This is a genomic window from Acinetobacter sp. Marseille-Q1618 (assembly GCF_902809855.1).
Taxonomy (GTDB): domain Bacteria; phylum Pseudomonadota; class Gammaproteobacteria; order Pseudomonadales; family Moraxellaceae; genus Acinetobacter.
In genome coordinates this window covers 919,232-932,892 of sequence record NZ_CADDWJ010000001.1, presented here as the reverse complement: position 1 = coordinate 932,892, position 13,661 = coordinate 919,232, and the positions used below count along the sequence as shown (strand labels likewise).

At 36.4% G+C, this 13,661-nt stretch carries 15 protein-coding genes; 11 read left to right on the top strand and 4 right to left on the bottom strand.

Going from position 1 to position 13,661, the window contains the following annotated elements:
• Positions 1 to 139: 139 nt before the first annotated feature.
• On the bottom strand, positions 140 to 796 hold the full coding sequence (locus HUS24_RS04395; RefSeq protein WP_173910819.1) for an FMN-dependent NADH-azoreductase: 657 nt from the start codon (positions 794 to 796) through the stop codon (positions 140 to 142).
• A gap of 145 nt (positions 797 to 941) precedes the next feature.
• Here HUS24_RS04395 and HUS24_RS04390 point away from each other — a divergent pair, with 145 nt between their 5' ends.
• Complete coding sequence (locus HUS24_RS04390; protein ID WP_254433800.1) at positions 942 to 1,799, top strand: LysR family transcriptional regulator; 858 nt, start codon at positions 942 to 944, stop codon at positions 1,797 to 1,799.
• 153 nt (positions 1,800 to 1,952) lie between these two features.
• Here the strand turns inward: HUS24_RS04390 and HUS24_RS04385 are convergent, their stop codons facing one another.
• Both HUS24_RS04385 and yegQ read right to left on the bottom strand, forming a co-directional pair.
• Positions 1,953 to 2,210 (bottom strand): YfhL family 4Fe-4S dicluster ferredoxin, encoded by a 258-nt coding sequence (locus tag HUS24_RS04385; protein WP_173910815.1) that lies wholly within the window; start codon positions 2,208 to 2,210, stop codon positions 1,953 to 1,955.
• A gap of 2 nt (positions 2,211 to 2,212) precedes the next feature.
• Positions 2,213 to 3,613 carry a tRNA 5-hydroxyuridine modification protein YegQ gene (yegQ, locus tag HUS24_RS04380; protein WP_173910814.1) on the bottom strand — a complete coding sequence of 467 codons (1,401 nt, stop codon included), beginning with the start codon at positions 3,611 to 3,613 and terminating at the stop codon, positions 2,213 to 2,215.
• 162 nt (positions 3,614 to 3,775) lie between these two features.
• Here yegQ and HUS24_RS04375 point away from each other — a divergent pair, with 162 nt between their 5' ends.
• Genes HUS24_RS04375 through arsB form a run of 3 tightly spaced genes read left to right on the top strand, consistent with a single transcriptional unit; the run spans position 3,776 to position 5,635 of the window.
• Positions 3,776 to 4,099: a metalloregulator ArsR/SmtB family transcription factor gene (locus HUS24_RS04375; protein WP_173910812.1), complete on the top strand. Its 324-nt coding sequence runs from the start codon at positions 3,776 to 3,778 to the stop codon at positions 4,097 to 4,099.
• A 14-nt stretch (positions 4,100 to 4,113) separates the two neighbouring features.
• Entirely contained in the window at positions 4,114 to 4,587 is a 474-nt protein-coding gene (locus HUS24_RS04370) for an arsenate reductase ArsC (RefSeq protein ID WP_173910811.1), read from the top strand.
• 10 nt (positions 4,588 to 4,597) lie between these two features.
• Entirely contained in the window at positions 4,598 to 5,635 is a 1,038-nt protein-coding gene (gene arsB / locus HUS24_RS04365; RefSeq protein ID WP_173910809.1) for an ACR3 family arsenite efflux transporter, read from the top strand.
• 11 nt (positions 5,636 to 5,646) lie between these two features.
• Here the strand turns inward: arsB and HUS24_RS04360 are convergent, their stop codons facing one another.
• Positions 5,647 to 6,051, bottom strand: coding sequence for a MerR family DNA-binding protein (locus HUS24_RS04360; RefSeq protein ID WP_173910808.1), 405 nt, complete (start codon positions 6,049 to 6,051; stop codon positions 5,647 to 5,649).
• Positions 6,052 to 6,143: 92 nt separating this feature from the next.
• Between HUS24_RS04360 and HUS24_RS04355 the strand changes: the two genes are divergently transcribed.
• The 7 genes from HUS24_RS04355 to HUS24_RS04325 all read left to right on the top strand — a co-directional run bounded on the left by HUS24_RS04355 (position 6,144) and on the right by HUS24_RS04325 (position 13,609).
• A complete protein-coding gene (locus HUS24_RS04355) occupies positions 6,144 to 6,764 on the top strand; it encodes a cation transporter (RefSeq protein WP_173910807.1) in 621 nt (206 codons plus the stop codon).
• Positions 6,765 to 7,006: 242 nt separating this feature from the next.
• Positions 7,007 to 7,645 (top strand): VWA domain-containing protein, encoded by a 639-nt coding sequence (locus HUS24_RS04350; RefSeq protein WP_173910806.1) that lies wholly within the window; start codon positions 7,007 to 7,009, stop codon positions 7,643 to 7,645.
• A gap of 102 nt (positions 7,646 to 7,747) precedes the next feature.
• The gene (locus HUS24_RS04345; protein WP_173910805.1) at positions 7,748 to 8,389 is read left to right on the top strand and encodes a TerD family protein; all 642 of its coding nucleotides are present in this window, start codon (positions 7,748 to 7,750) and stop codon (positions 8,387 to 8,389) included.
• A 50-nt stretch (positions 8,390 to 8,439) separates the two neighbouring features.
• Positions 8,440 to 9,075, top strand: a complete 636-nt coding sequence (locus HUS24_RS04340) for a VWA domain-containing protein (RefSeq protein WP_173910803.1) — start codon at positions 8,440 to 8,442, stop codon at positions 9,073 to 9,075.
• A 76-nt stretch (positions 9,076 to 9,151) separates the two neighbouring features.
• The gene (locus HUS24_RS04335) at positions 9,152 to 10,204 is read left to right on the top strand and encodes a TerY-C metal binding domain-containing protein (RefSeq protein WP_173910802.1); all 1,053 of its coding nucleotides are present in this window, start codon (positions 9,152 to 9,154) and stop codon (positions 10,202 to 10,204) included.
• 41 nt (positions 10,205 to 10,245) lie between these two features.
• Complete coding sequence (locus HUS24_RS04330) at positions 10,246 to 12,015, top strand: PP2C family serine/threonine-protein phosphatase (RefSeq protein ID WP_173910801.1); 1,770 nt, start codon at positions 10,246 to 10,248, stop codon at positions 12,013 to 12,015.
• Positions 12,016 to 12,079: 64 nt separating this feature from the next.
• Positions 12,080 to 13,609, top strand: coding sequence for a helix-hairpin-helix domain-containing protein (locus HUS24_RS04325; RefSeq protein ID WP_173910800.1), 1,530 nt, complete (start codon positions 12,080 to 12,082; stop codon positions 13,607 to 13,609).
• The last annotated feature ends 52 nt before the right edge of the window (positions 13,610 to 13,661 follow it).

Genomic DNA, 13,661 nt, shown 5'->3' with positions numbered 1-13,661 from the left:
AAATACAAACTTGATTTACACTTTATAGGAACTTTGTAGCTAACTCAAAGTTCCTTTTTTTGTATGAAAATATGTGGAGTTTAATTCCTATATGTGGAGTTTTAATTCCTAAAAGTATAGTTTTAGATGTGAATTAAAGCTAAGGTGTTAATTGTGCTACTAAATCTCTAACCTGTCGTTCAGCATCTAAAATAGATTTTTCAAATAGCTCCCCACCATATTCTTGGTACTCAATCGCGATTTCATAAAAATTTTCAATACCTATAAAATTAAATGCTGTTTTAATAGAAGCTTCCACATGGTTTTTGAAAGGAGCATCTACTGCATCAAAATCATGTCCACCACGAGAGGATAAAATTATCATGGGTTTTTGGTGATCAAGTAATCCTGAATAAGGCTGATTTTGATTTAAATCAAAAGCATAGGTTTTATCTTTTCTAACAATATTATCAATATAAGCTTTGAGATGAGCAGGTGGCCCAAAATTATACATAGGTACACCAACCACAATTAAATCTGCCCAATGCAGTTCAGCAATAAACTCATCACTCAGTTTTAGACGTTGTTGAGCCTTTTCTTTAGACTCAGCATAGCCAAATTCTGAGATGATCCATTCCTCATCAATCAGTTGGGGGGGATTTTTCCCTACGTCACGATGTTTGATCTGAATAGATGAATCAGATTCAGACCAAGTTTGTATGAAAAGTTCAGTTAATCTACGACTTTGTGAGCCATGAGAAACTTTGCCTGCAATGCCTGTACGTACACTTGAATCTATTCTTAAGATATTGGTCATTTATCGTTGCTCAATGTAATAGGTGAATTACATTTTTATAGCGTTATGAAGTTACCACAAACGATCAAAATACATGCTATAAATGAATTATATTCATCTATGTTAAATTGGTATCATGGAGCTGCATTATTCTTTAGAGCAACTTTTGGCTTTTCAATATGTTGCGGAAAGCATGAGTTTTAAGAAAGCTGCTGAGCGTTTACATTTAACGCCAACAGCACTGAGTCATCGCATTAAAAAATTAGAAGATCAATTAAATCTGAAATTATTTGAACGTAAAACACGAACAATCGCATTAACGGCTGAAGGAGAGTTTTTACTCAAACATGTGCAAACTGGCTTTGAGCATATTCAAACAGCACTGATACAGCTCAACCAAAATCAACAGCGTTTATTTACCATCACGACAACACCGCCATATGCCAGTGAATGGTTAATTCCATATTTACCTGAATTACAAGCGCTATATCCAGATGTAATGTTTAGAGTTCATGCCAGTTATGATCCTGTAAATATGCATTCGGGACAATATGATCTAGCGATTCGCTATGGGCAAGGTGGTTATCAAGCACTTGATGTGGAGTTACTGGCGGTAGATGAATATGTTGCAGTAAGTCATGCTGATCTGATTGTGGAACATATTGATTGGACAAATGTGCCATTGATTCATTTCTCGTGGGGAGATGAATATTGTCCTAAACGTATTAATTGGCAAAAATGGTACAATGAACAAAATATGCACATCCATATGAGGCAACGTCAGGTTTTTTATAATGAAGAAAATCATGCCATTCGTGCAGTTTTAGCAGGTCAGGGCATTGCTTTATTGAGTAAGGTTGCTATTGCACATTATTTACATATGGGAGTGCTTAAAATCGTATCTTCTCACCGTATAGATGCTTTAAATTATTATTTTTTATCATCATTAAAACAGGATGATGTAATTTTGGGTACAAAACAGTGGTGCCGAAATAAATTGGAACAAAGCTATAAGCTTGTTTAAATAAAGACTTTATTTAAATTGAAAGCCAAAGTGTTCCCCAACTTCCCCCAATTGCACTTTGGCTTTCGTTTCCCCTAACAAGATTTATTGTTTTTAATCTTGAAGCTGATCCTCTCAACTTCTTTTATTATTTATCGTTATCCTTACATTTACTTAGGAACGATCAAATAAGTTTAAAGCATGAAACTTTTCCAGTAATTTTTCTTTAGATTCTCGATGGTCTGGATGCGGTATAATGCATTCGATTGGACAAACATCTACGCATGTTTGATGCTCGTAAAACCCAACACATTCTGTGCAACGCTCTACATCGATTTCATAAATTTTTTCACCTTCAAAAATAGCTTGATTGGGACATTCAGGAACACACATGTCACAATTGGTACATTCATTTGTGATAAATAGTGCCATAATTAGCTCACTTGATAAGCCAAAGAAGATGCTGAAATATCTGCACTAGACTCAGGTAAATTACGAATGAGTAAAGCAAAACGCATATCCACATCGGCAGGAACAGGAATATCAACGATATATCCAGAACCTTTTGCATCAGAAATAGGATTACCTTTTTTATCTCGCATTTCAGTGAGCTCAAAAGTAATATTGCCAGATGTCGTCATTAACTCTAATGAATCTCCCACAACAAAACGATTTTTCACTTCAACTTTCAAATAATTTCCGTGGCGTTCTAGTACTTCCCCCACAAATTGTTGATGATCAAAACGAGAAGAACCAGTTTCATAGTTTTGATATTCAGTATGCACGTGACGGCGTAAAAAACCTTCGGTATATCCTCGATTTGCTAAACCTTCTAGTTGTGTCATCAGCGCAGGGTCAAAGTTTTTTCCTGCTAGTGCATCATCGATTGCTTTACGATAAATTTGTGCTGTTCTAGCACAATAAAAATAGGACTTGGTACGACCTTCAATTTTTAAAGAATGAATTCCCATTTTGGTCAAACGTTCCACATGTTGAACAGCACGTAAGTCTTTAGAATTCATGAAATATGTGCCATGTTCATCTTCTTCTGCGGCAAACATATCTTCTTGATTGCGTTGTAATAAAACTGGCTCGCCAAATTGATTTTGATTTTGGGCGTGTTGCTCGTCGGCATCTTTATGGGTGCAGCATGTCGATGTTGTCTCCAGTTGTTGAACTGGAATGACATCCCCAAGTACATCTTCTGCTGCTTCGTGAACTTTATAATCCCAGCGACAAGCATTGGTGCAAGCGCCTTGATTGGCATCACGTTTATTCATATAGCCTGAAAGTAAGCAACGACCAGAATAAGCCATGCAAAGCGCACCATGTACGAAAACCTCGATTTCCATATCAGGTACATTTTGCTTAATCTCTTCGATCTCTTCGAGGGATAATTCACGTGATAAAATCACACGTGTTAAACCCATATTTTTCCAAAATTTGACCGTTGCCCAATTGACTGCATTAGCTTGAACAGATAGGTGAATCGACATTTCTGGAAAATGTTCACGTACCATCATAATCAAACCAGGATCAGACATAATTAAGGCGTCAGGCTGCATCGCAACAACAGGTTCTAAATCTCGGATAAAGTTTTTTAACTTAGAATTATGTGGCTGAATATTGACCACCACATAAAACTTTTTACCTAGGGCATGTGCTTCTGTGATCCCAATTTTTAAATTGTCATGATCAAATTCATTGTTACGAACACGCAAACTATAGCGTGGCTGACCTGCATACACTGCATCTGCACCATAAGCAAAAGCATAACGCATATTTTTTAGTGAACCAGCAGGAGAGAGAAGTTCGGTAACGTGTGAAATAGTCATGTCGTAAAAGGCATAAAAACTTTATGGGTATTATTTTAGTGATAAAAAAAATAGATTCAACCTAGTAAAAAACTCGGAATTTAATATTTTTTGCGCATAAAAATAGCAATGAAGAATTTTTAAAGGTAATATATATGTATATTCGAATATACATATATAAATATGAACCAAGTTGATTTTTTTAAATGTTTAGCTGATCAAACGCGACTTGATATTTTACTGATGCTCGTGAAGCAAGGTGAACGGTGTGTCTGTGATTTGACTGAAAGTTTAGAGCTGAGTCAGCCGAAAATTTCACGGCATTTGGCTTTGTTACGATCTGCAAAAATTTTGCAAGATCGCCGCCAAGGACAATGGATTTATTATCAATTACATCATGATTTAGCACCGTGGTGTAAAGAGATTTTACTTAAACTTGCAGAGCAGGATCAGCGTTTTGATTTAACTGAAAATGCGTATTCTGAAAATTCAAAATGTTGTCCATAACTCGATGAATTAATATGAAAATTTTATTTTTATGTACTGGAAATAGTTGCCGTAGCATTCTTTCGGAAGCATTATTTAATGCACAAGCTCCAACAGGTTTTCAAGCCTGTAGTGCAGGCAGTCATCCGTCAGGTCAGATTCATCCGATGACGTTGAAAACCTTGCAAAGTTTAAATTTAGCAACTGAAAATTTATTCAGTAAAAATATGCAGGCATGTGAAGCATTTGCGCCTGAAATTGTCGTAACTGTATGTAGTGAAGCTGCCAATGAAACATGTCCATTGTATTTAGGAAATGCATTAAAAGTGCACTGGGGTTTGGATGATCCATCACATTTAGATTTGCTAGAAGAAGAAAAATTACAAGCATTTAATTCAACCGTTCAGCATATTCAGCGGCGTTTAAAAGCATTTTTTGCACTCAATTTTGAAAATTTGAATGCACAAGAATTAGCCAAAGAGCTCGAAAAAATTGCTCTAATTGCATGAATATTCATCTATGTCAATTCAGAAATTATCTTTTATAGATCGAAATCTTACACTTTGGATTTTTATCGCAATGGCTATTGGGATTGCGATAGGCGTGTTTTTGCCAAAATTTGCTGAAAATCTAAATCAAATGAGTGTAGGAACAGTCAATTTACCGATAGCTATCGGTCTAATTTTGATGATGTATCCACCTTTAGCCAAAGTAGATTATAAAAATTTAAGCCAAGTTTTTCAGGACAAGCGAACTTTAATCTTATCTTTAGTACAAAATTGGTTGATTGCGCCGTGTTTAATGTTTGCACTCGCAATCTTATTTTTGCAAGATTATCCTGAATATATGACTGGGCTCATCTTAATTGGTTTAGCACGTTGTATTGCTATGGTTTTAGTTTGGAATAATTTAGCTGAGGGTGATCATCAATATGTTGCAGCATTGGTGGCTTTTAATAGTATTTTCCAAATTTTGTTTTTTAGTAGTTATGCATGGTTTTTCTTAACGTATTTGCCACCATTTTTTGGTGTTGAAGCGCAAGTGATTCAAGTCAGTTTTTGGATAATTACCCAAGCAGTATTGATTTATCTTGGAATTCCATTCTTACTTGGTTTTTTGACAAGATTAATTTTGGTTAAATATAAAGGTTTAGACTGGTATCAAAACAGATTTATTACAAAAATTAGTCCACTGAGTTTATTTGCTTTACTCTTTACGATTATTGCCATGTTTAGTTTGAAAGGTGCTGATGTCGTTGCATTGCCTTTGGATGTGTTGAGAATTGCGATTCCATTGGTTCTTTACTTTGTGCTGATGTTTGCGCTTAGCTTTTTTATGAGTAAATGGATGGGTAATAATTATGCAAAAACGACCGCAATTTCTTTTACGGCTGCGGGGAATAATTTTGAATTGGCTTTGGCTGTCGCCATTGCAACTTTTGGCTTGGCTTCACCTGTGGCATTTACCACAGTGATCGGCCCTTTGGTGGAAGTGCCTGTATTGATTGCCTTAGTCAGTGTGGCATTGTACTTAAAGAAAAAATATAAGATGGATTAAACTAGGTTTTACTATTCTGATTTTTCTAAATTTTTTACGATCTGACAATGATCAATGGTACTGTCAGATTTACAAGATTGTCTAAGCTGCATGAGTTCGGTTCTAAAAGACTGTAACTCAGCAATACGTGTTTCAACATGCTGAATATGTTCTTCAATCATTTGATCAACAATGATACAGCCACGTTCTGGATGTTGAATTTGTTCAAGCAACATCACAATTTCTTGCAATGTCATATCTAAAGCACGACAGCGTTTGATAAAAATTAAGCGCTTTAGTGTTTCATTGTCATAATATTTATAACTATTTTCTGCTCTAAAGCTGGCGTGTATGAGTTTCTTCTTCTCATAAAATCGGATGGTATCAGTACTGAGTTGAGTCTTTTTTGCTAAATCACTAATTAAATAATGTTGCATTTGAATTGTCCTAAAAATGGCTTGACCTTGGAGTTAGTCCATAGTTTTAAATAGCATAATATAGATGAAGATTTAAGCAAGAGGGATGTGTAATGGCATGTACATGTAGTCATGAACCCGCACCACAAAAACCAAATAGTAAATTTAGAACTGCATTATGGATTGCACTGGTAATTAACCTAGCTATGTTTTTTGTAGAGTTAATTGGTGGTGCATATGCACATTCATCAGCGCTGTGGGCGGATGCTTTAGATTTTTTTGGTGATACTGTGAACTATGCTGTTTCACTTGCAGTGTTAGGCGCAAGTTTATATTGGCGGGCAACGGTTGCATTACTCAAAGGTTTAACCATGGCATTGTTTGGTTTTGTCGTGATTGCTAAAACAATATATGCCTATATCCAAGGTATCCCACCTGAGGCAATTACTATGGGCGCAATTGGTATTTTGGCATTGCTTGCAAATGTGGTCGCAGCAGTAATTCTCTATGCTTTTCGTGATGGTGATTCAAATATGCAATCAGTTTGGTTGTGTAGTCGTAATGATGCGATTGGGAATATTGCTGTGATTTTGGCAGCAGTAGGGGTATTTGGTACAGGAAGTTTATTACCTGATATTTTTGTTGCTGTGATTATGGCGAGTTTAGGATTAACAGGTGGCTATCAAGTGGTTCAAAAAGCATTACAAGAAAGACGTGACACTCAAGCATTTTAAATTTGTAAAATTTTATAATAAAAGACGACTCTCAAAAGTCGTCTTTTATTTTTATATTTTCTGTTTACAGCAGTGAATAATTTACTGTAAATTCAGAAAAATACGATAGTCAAAAGAAATTCACATTTTATTAAAATAACATCGGCATTTTAAAAATGCACATAGCATGTTTAACTTTTTTATAATTCAGCTAAGATGTTTTTATTCGACATTTTTAAAATTGATAACAAGGACATATAAACATGAGAAGATTACCCGTTTATTTACTGCTCGACACATCAGGCTCTATGTTAGGTGAACCCATTGAAGCAGTTAAAAATGGTGTGGAAATGTTGGTGTCATCTTTAAGACAAGACCCTTATGCATTAGAAACTGCTTATCTTTCAATTATTAGCTTTGATACTAACGCAAAACAACTTATGCCACTGACTGAGTTGGCAATGTTTAATACACCGAATCTACAAGCAACAGGGACAACACAGTTGGGTGAGGCTTTGTCATTGTTGGCGGATAAAATTGAACAAGAAGTGCAAAAAACGACACCAGATACACGTGGTGACTGGAAACCATTGGTATTTATTATGACTGATGGTGCACCAACTGATGACTGGAAAAAAGGCTTTGAAAAGTTGAAAAAAGTCAAAACAGGTATGGTGATTGCATGTGCAGCAGGACACAATGCTGAAACCAGTATTTTAAAACAAATCACAGAAGTGGTCGTAGAACTTGCAACAGCAGATTCAAATACCATTAAGGCATTCTTTAAATGGGTTTCTGCAAGTATTTCAACAGGCAGTCAAAAAGTGGACGCAGGACAGAAAGAAGTGACTGGTTTGAGCGATTTGCCACCACCACCACCAGAAGTAAATGTGGTTTTGTGATTTCAAGTTTATAACCAGTTGATATAGATATTGAATTGGGTGATTGAGAGTCAAGGTTTTCAATGTCTGTACCATTTAACTAAAAGAAAAAAGGAAAATCGTGTGGGTATTACATTAACAAAAGGACAAGGTCTGACCTTAGAGAAAGCAGAAAATAATCTATCATTGGTCACCATTGGGCTTGGATGGGATATTGCTGAACAGAAAAAAGGTTTTTTAGGGGGATTTTTTGGCGGTCAATCTGCTGAATATGATTTAGATGTGATTGCATTTCTATGCGATGCCAATGGCAAAGTTCAAAATCTAGGGCGAGATGCTTCGGGTCATCCGACTTTAAACAATAGTGATGTGATTTTCTTTAATAATCTCAAACATCCATCTGGTCATATCTGGTTAACAGGGGATAATCGTACAGGTGCGGGCGATGGTGATGATGAGCAGATTATTGTTAAATTAAATTCTTTATCAACGGATTATCATAAAATTGTATTTATTGTACAAATTTATGAAGGTCATAAAAATAAACAGCATTTTGGACAAGTACAAAATGCGTTCATTCGTGCAGTTGATGCTTCAGGCAAAGAAATGGTACGTTTTAATTTGTCTGGTCAGGGACAATATGAACAACAGCGTTCCTTGCTTTTTGCAGAGCTGGTGCGTGAAAATTCAGGTTGGAAATTTAATGCCATTGGTTCATCGTCTGATTCAGATAACTTTGTAGAATGGTTAAAACAATATGTTTAATGCCGTGATTGATCCAACAATTTTATAAATCAACATAACCAGAGAAAAATATGCGTCGACTACCCGTTTATATTTTATTAGATACATCAGGTTCTATGCGTGGCGAGCCTATTCACTCGGTGAATGTGGGCTTACAGTCGATGCTCAGCGCACTGAGGCAAGACCCTTATGCGCTGGAAAGTGTACATTTAAGTGTTATTACCTTTGATATACAAGCAAAGATTTATTTACCTCTAACGCCTTTAGACCAAGTGCAACTGCCTGAAATTGAAGTGCCGAGTGTGGGTGCAACTTTTATGGGGGCAGCGTTGGAGTTATTGGCAGAGGATGTGCAAAAAAATATTAAGAAAACTACAGAAGATCAAAAAGGTGACTGGCGACCTCTCTTGTTTTTGATGACGGATGGTTCACCTTCAGATGTTTATGCATATCAGCAAATTATTCCAACCATTCAGCAGCTTAACTTTGCGACAATTGTAGCGTGTGCCGCAGGTCCCAAGGCTAAAACTGAGGCATTACAACAATTAACCAATCAGGTTGTCGTGCTAGATTCGATGGATTCAAACTCATTTGCAAGTTTCTTTAAATGGGTATCTGCAAGCGTGGTAGCAGGCAGTAGCAGTGCAGGTGTCGTGGATGCAATTGAGTTGCCACCGCCACCCTCTGAAATTCAATTGGTTTTGTAAAATACTTGCAAGACTGAATGCAATGTATTTTTTAACTCAAAAGGCTTGGAATAACAACAATTAAAAAGGTGAGTTTATGCGTCGATTACCTGTGTTTTTTGTGATTGATTGTTCAGAATCTATGGCGGGTCAACCTTTGGTCGCTGTGCAAGAAGGCGTTGACTTTATCATGAGTAGTCTGCGAACTGACCCTTATGCACTTGAAACGGTATATGTTTCAGTGATTGCTTATGCAGGGATTGTGCGGACTTTGGTACCCCTCACTGAGTTGTATGCTTATCAAAGATGTGAACTGCCTTTGGGTGGCGGAACGCATTTGGGTAAGGCACTGGAACATTTAGGTAAAGAAATCGACCGTTCCGTGATTAAAACCACAGCAGATGTGAAAGGTGATTGGAAACCTGTGGTTTATCTATTTACCGATGGTCGTCCAACTGATGATTATCAGGATGCAATTCAGCAATGGAAAGCCAAATATAGCCATCGTGTAACTTTAATTGTCATCGGTCTTGGTCAAGATGTTGATTTTTCTATTTTAAAAGAATTGACTGAGCATTGTATTTCGGTTGATCAAATCAATCAAGAATATGTTAAAGGTCTGTGTAAATGGATCAGTGCATCTGTCGTATCGCAAAGTGTCAGTGTGGCAAATTTCCAAAATTCAGAAGAATTAATTCCGCTCGATCAGCGTTATATGAATTTGGCTAAGTCAAAATTAACTTTTCGAAAAACCCATGCCGATGATCGCGTAGTGACTTTTGTTGGACGTTGTCAAAAACTACAGCATCCTTATATTTTGAAATATAGCCGAAATTTACAATATGGGGGCTTATCTGATTTAAATATTAACTTGTACAATTTTAAATTAGAAACTTGTGAGGCGATTAGTGAAGAATATTTTAGTTGGACAGATCATAGTGCTGAAAAACCACAAATTAATACTTCAAAATTAGAAGGTTGGTCGCAATGCCCACATTGCTATGCGGATACAGCTTTTGCCATGTGTGGCTGTGGTAATCTTATGTGTTATGACGGATATAGTGAATATGTGGTTTGTCCGTGGTGTCGTCGTCAGGTAAGTTTTAGTGCTGAAGGTGGGGACTTTGATCTGACACGTGGGCAGGGCTAGGTCTTTAAAAAAATATGTATTGATCATTGGAAGAAGAAAATATGCAGGAATTAACATGTAAAATCAAAAAAATTTTGGCAGTCAATGAACTGGGTTTAGATGATCAATTTATCGCGTTTTTTAAAACAGAACAGCAGTTACAACAACTCTCCAAATTGGTCTATGAACTTAAAAAACAATTTGCAACTCAGCCCTTACTGACTGAAATTTTAGAACCCAATTCCACAGAAAATAAAGATGATAATTTAAGTGAAAATACTGAAGAAATTAACCAATCTCAGCACGAATTGGGTTTGAGTGAAGCACAAATATTAGCAACACAACAAAACAGATTAGATGAAGATTTAAATATTTTAGAAAATAGCCTAAGTAATTTGACAATATCTAATCCAGAAAAACCAACTCAAGAAAATTTACCTATAGCACAAAATTTAGATATTGTTCAAAATCAAATTGATGAAAATATTCAAGAAAATAAGTTAAATAATTCAAATGAGTTTACTGATGAAATCATCATAGACGATGAACTACACAGCAAGAAGCAAGAGCAACAAGCTCAAATTGATAAGAATAGAGCAGAGATTACAGACGTGTTTACCCAACGAAGAGTTAATGATTTAAGATTTCAAGTAGATAATGCTCGTGCAGGTCAAGCATATCATTCAAAAATTCAAATATTTTCTGCACAAAATATTGAAGATATAGAATACATTACAGAAAGTTTTAAATTTCCAAATGATGTTTTTTATTTTGATGAAGCCACAGAAAGTATTCAAGGTCAGCCAAACCAAGCGGATGAGTTTAATTTTTCATTTCAATATCGTGTGAATGGTGAAATATATACAGGAGAGTGTCGCTTAAATGTAATTGCTGACCCACGTAGCTTATGGAAAGTTATAGAGCCTGAAGCAGGGCAAATGTTTGTCAAAGCTCATACAGATCAGTTGTGTATAGATGCCGAGCATTATCAATTGCTTGCAGCAAGTCGTCGAGGTCGGTCACATGAGCACGCAGGCAGTTTCCGTGATGATGATTTTTCTTTGATGCAGATTGCGAATAGTAATTGGTCTGTGTTAGCTGTCGCAGATGGTGCAGGCAGTGCAGAATATTCACGTGAAGGTTCTCGAATTTCAGTAGAGATTGTACAAAAAGAATTTCAACGTTATTTAAATGAACATACCATTGATGCGTTAAATCAGGATATAAAGCAATGGCAGTTAGATCAGCCACAACATGCAGAAACGCAGAGAATTGCCAATAAACTTAACCAACAATTTTATAATGTTTATTATGAGATTTATCGTTCAATTTTGACCCAGTTAGATCAGTTAGCTGCTGAAAATAATATTGCAACAAAAGCATTTTCAACAACACTGTTAGTCGCTGTGGTTTATCAACATGCAGATAAAAACTTGATCAGTACATTCTCAGTCGGTGATGGTGCGATAGCTGCATTTGGTCAGGACATGGTGAGAATTATGAATGTTGCCGACGGTGGTGAATATGCTGGACAGACCAAATTTTTGGATCGAAGCATTCACCAAGAACTTGGCAGTCGGGTTAAGATCGGTTGTTTTAAAGATTTAAAAGCTGTGTTACTGATGACGGATGGTATCTCTGATCCAATTTTTGAAACCGATGCAGGACTTGCCAATCAACAAAAATGGTTAGACTTGTATGCTGAACTTGAGCCGATTTTTCAACAGGATCCGCCAGAACAAGCATTATTGGAATGGATGCATTTCTTTAAGACAGGACACCATGATGACCGAACTTTGGCAGCTTTATATAAGAAAAATCAAGCAAATTGAACGTTGCTAAAAGTTGGAAACTAAACAAGTTTAAGTAAGTATTTAAAAAATTAGGTAGTTAAACATGTCGGCAAAAATCGTAAAATGTACTACAGTGGATGGTCGCCCAATCGAGTTTGTGGATGAAGTCATTGGATCAGGGGCGATGAAAGATGTTTATTTTTCACCTGATCGTAGTTATGTGGTGTGTTTTTTTAGTAAAGAAAAAAATAAGTTTTATCAATCCAAAACTGCATTAGAACAGCAAAAAGACCGTTTAAAAGAAATTGTTGGTAATAAATGGCAAGGTATTTTTAATGGTGTCGGTGGCGATTATTGGAAAAATATCTTTTGTTGGCCTGATGGTTTGGTGGAATATAACGACTTGTTAGGTATTACAGCACCAACGTATAAAAAACAATTTTTCTTTGATTATGGCTCAAAAAATAATGATTTTTTAAACATTAAAGGTAAAGAAAAAGAAGGTAAATGGTTTGCTAGTGCCAATAACCAGAACCGTTTTTTAGATGATCGTGAAAAAGGAAATTGGCTTAATTATTTAAAAATTAGCATCTTAATCTCACGTGCAGTGCGTCGTATGCATGCAGCAGGTTTGGCACATTCAGATTTATCCTATAAAAATGTGTTGATCGACCCTGTGACAGGGAGTGCATGTGTGATTGATGTCGATGGTTTGGTTGTGCCAGGTAAATTTCCACCTGATGTGGTGGGCACACCTGACTTCATTGCACCTGAAGTGGTGATGACTAGCCATTTAAATAAAGATGATCCAAAACGAATCTTGCCAAGTATTTCGACCGATAAACATGCGCTAGCTGTTTTGATTTATATGTATTTATTGTATCGTCATCCATTACGTGGCGGTAAAATCCATGATATGGATGATCCACAAAAAGATGAAAATCTCGGTATGGGTGAGCGCGCGTTATTTGTAGAACATCCTACAGATCAGAGCAATCGTGTCAAAGCTAACCAGCTTAAACCATCACAATTGCCTTGGGCAGTTCCAGCACAAATTCCTTATACAGTTACAGGTCCTTATTTAACTGAACTGTTTAATAAAAGTTTTATTGACGGGTTGCACGAACCTAGTAAGCGTCCCTCTGCCAATGATTGGGAAATTGCATTGGTGAAAACTGTGGATTTGGTACAACCGTGTTTGAACCCATCATGTAGTCATAAATGGTATGTTTTTGATAATACAACCAAGCCTAGTTGTCCATTTTGTAAAACGCCATTTAAAGGTAAGTTGCCGATTTTAAATCTTTATTCAGCACGTCAAGGCTCAAGTTATCGACCAGATAATCATCGTTTGATGGTATGGACAGGACAGTCTTTGTTTGCATGGCATGCCAATAGTATGATTGCACCGAATGAACGCTTGACGCCTGAACAAACCAAGCGCAAAGGCTATTTTGTGCTACATCAAGAGCGTTGGTGGTTGGTGAATGAAGATTTACCTGATTTAACCGATGTGACCACAAAGACAGCAATTCCAATTGGTGGAAAAGTTGAGTTAAAAGATGGTGCACAAATTTTACTGTCTAAACAAGATGGCGGACGTTTGGTTGTCGTGCAAATGGTTGAAGCCTAGCTAGATTAATATAAGCTCAAATTAAAAAACCAGCTATAGCTGGTTTTTTAAA

What these genes read in the sequence shown, in the direction of transcription:
- HUS24_RS04335 (WP_173910802.1), top strand. Translation starts at nt 9,152, where the DNA reads ATGCGTCGATTACCTGTGTTTTTTGTGATTGATTGTTCAGAATCTATG.
- HUS24_RS04375 (WP_173910812.1), top strand. Translation starts at nt 3,776, where the DNA reads ATGAACCAAGTTGATTTTTTTAAATGTTTAGCTGATCAAACGCGACTT.
- HUS24_RS04355 (WP_173910807.1), top strand. Translation starts at nt 6,144, where the DNA reads ATGGCATGTACATGTAGTCATGAACCCGCACCACAAAAACCAAATAGT.
- HUS24_RS04350 (WP_173910806.1), top strand. Translation starts at nt 7,007, where the DNA reads ATGAGAAGATTACCCGTTTATTTACTGCTCGACACATCAGGCTCTATG.
- yegQ (WP_173910814.1), bottom strand. Translation starts at nt 3,613, where the DNA reads ATGACTATTTCACACGTTACCGAACTTCTCTCTCCTGCTGGTTCACTA.
- HUS24_RS04330 (WP_173910801.1), top strand. Translation starts at nt 10,246, where the DNA reads ATGCAGGAATTAACATGTAAAATCAAAAAAATTTTGGCAGTCAATGAA.
- HUS24_RS04340 (WP_173910803.1), top strand. Translation starts at nt 8,440, where the DNA reads ATGCGTCGACTACCCGTTTATATTTTATTAGATACATCAGGTTCTATG.
- HUS24_RS04325 (WP_173910800.1), top strand. Translation starts at nt 12,080, where the DNA reads ATGTCGGCAAAAATCGTAAAATGTACTACAGTGGATGGTCGCCCAATC.
- HUS24_RS04360 (WP_173910808.1), bottom strand. Translation starts at nt 6,051, where the DNA reads ATGCAACATTATTTAATTAGTGATTTAGCAAAAAAGACTCAACTCAGT.
- HUS24_RS04395 (WP_173910819.1), bottom strand. Translation starts at nt 796, where the DNA reads ATGACCAATATCTTAAGAATAGATTCAAGTGTACGTACAGGCATTGCA.
- arsB (WP_173910809.1), top strand. Translation starts at nt 4,598, where the DNA reads ATGTCAATTCAGAAATTATCTTTTATAGATCGAAATCTTACACTTTGG.
- HUS24_RS04370 (WP_173910811.1), top strand. Translation starts at nt 4,114, where the DNA reads ATGAAAATTTTATTTTTATGTACTGGAAATAGTTGCCGTAGCATTCTT.
- HUS24_RS04385 (WP_173910815.1), bottom strand. Translation starts at nt 2,210, where the DNA reads ATGGCACTATTTATCACAAATGAATGTACCAATTGTGACATGTGTGTT.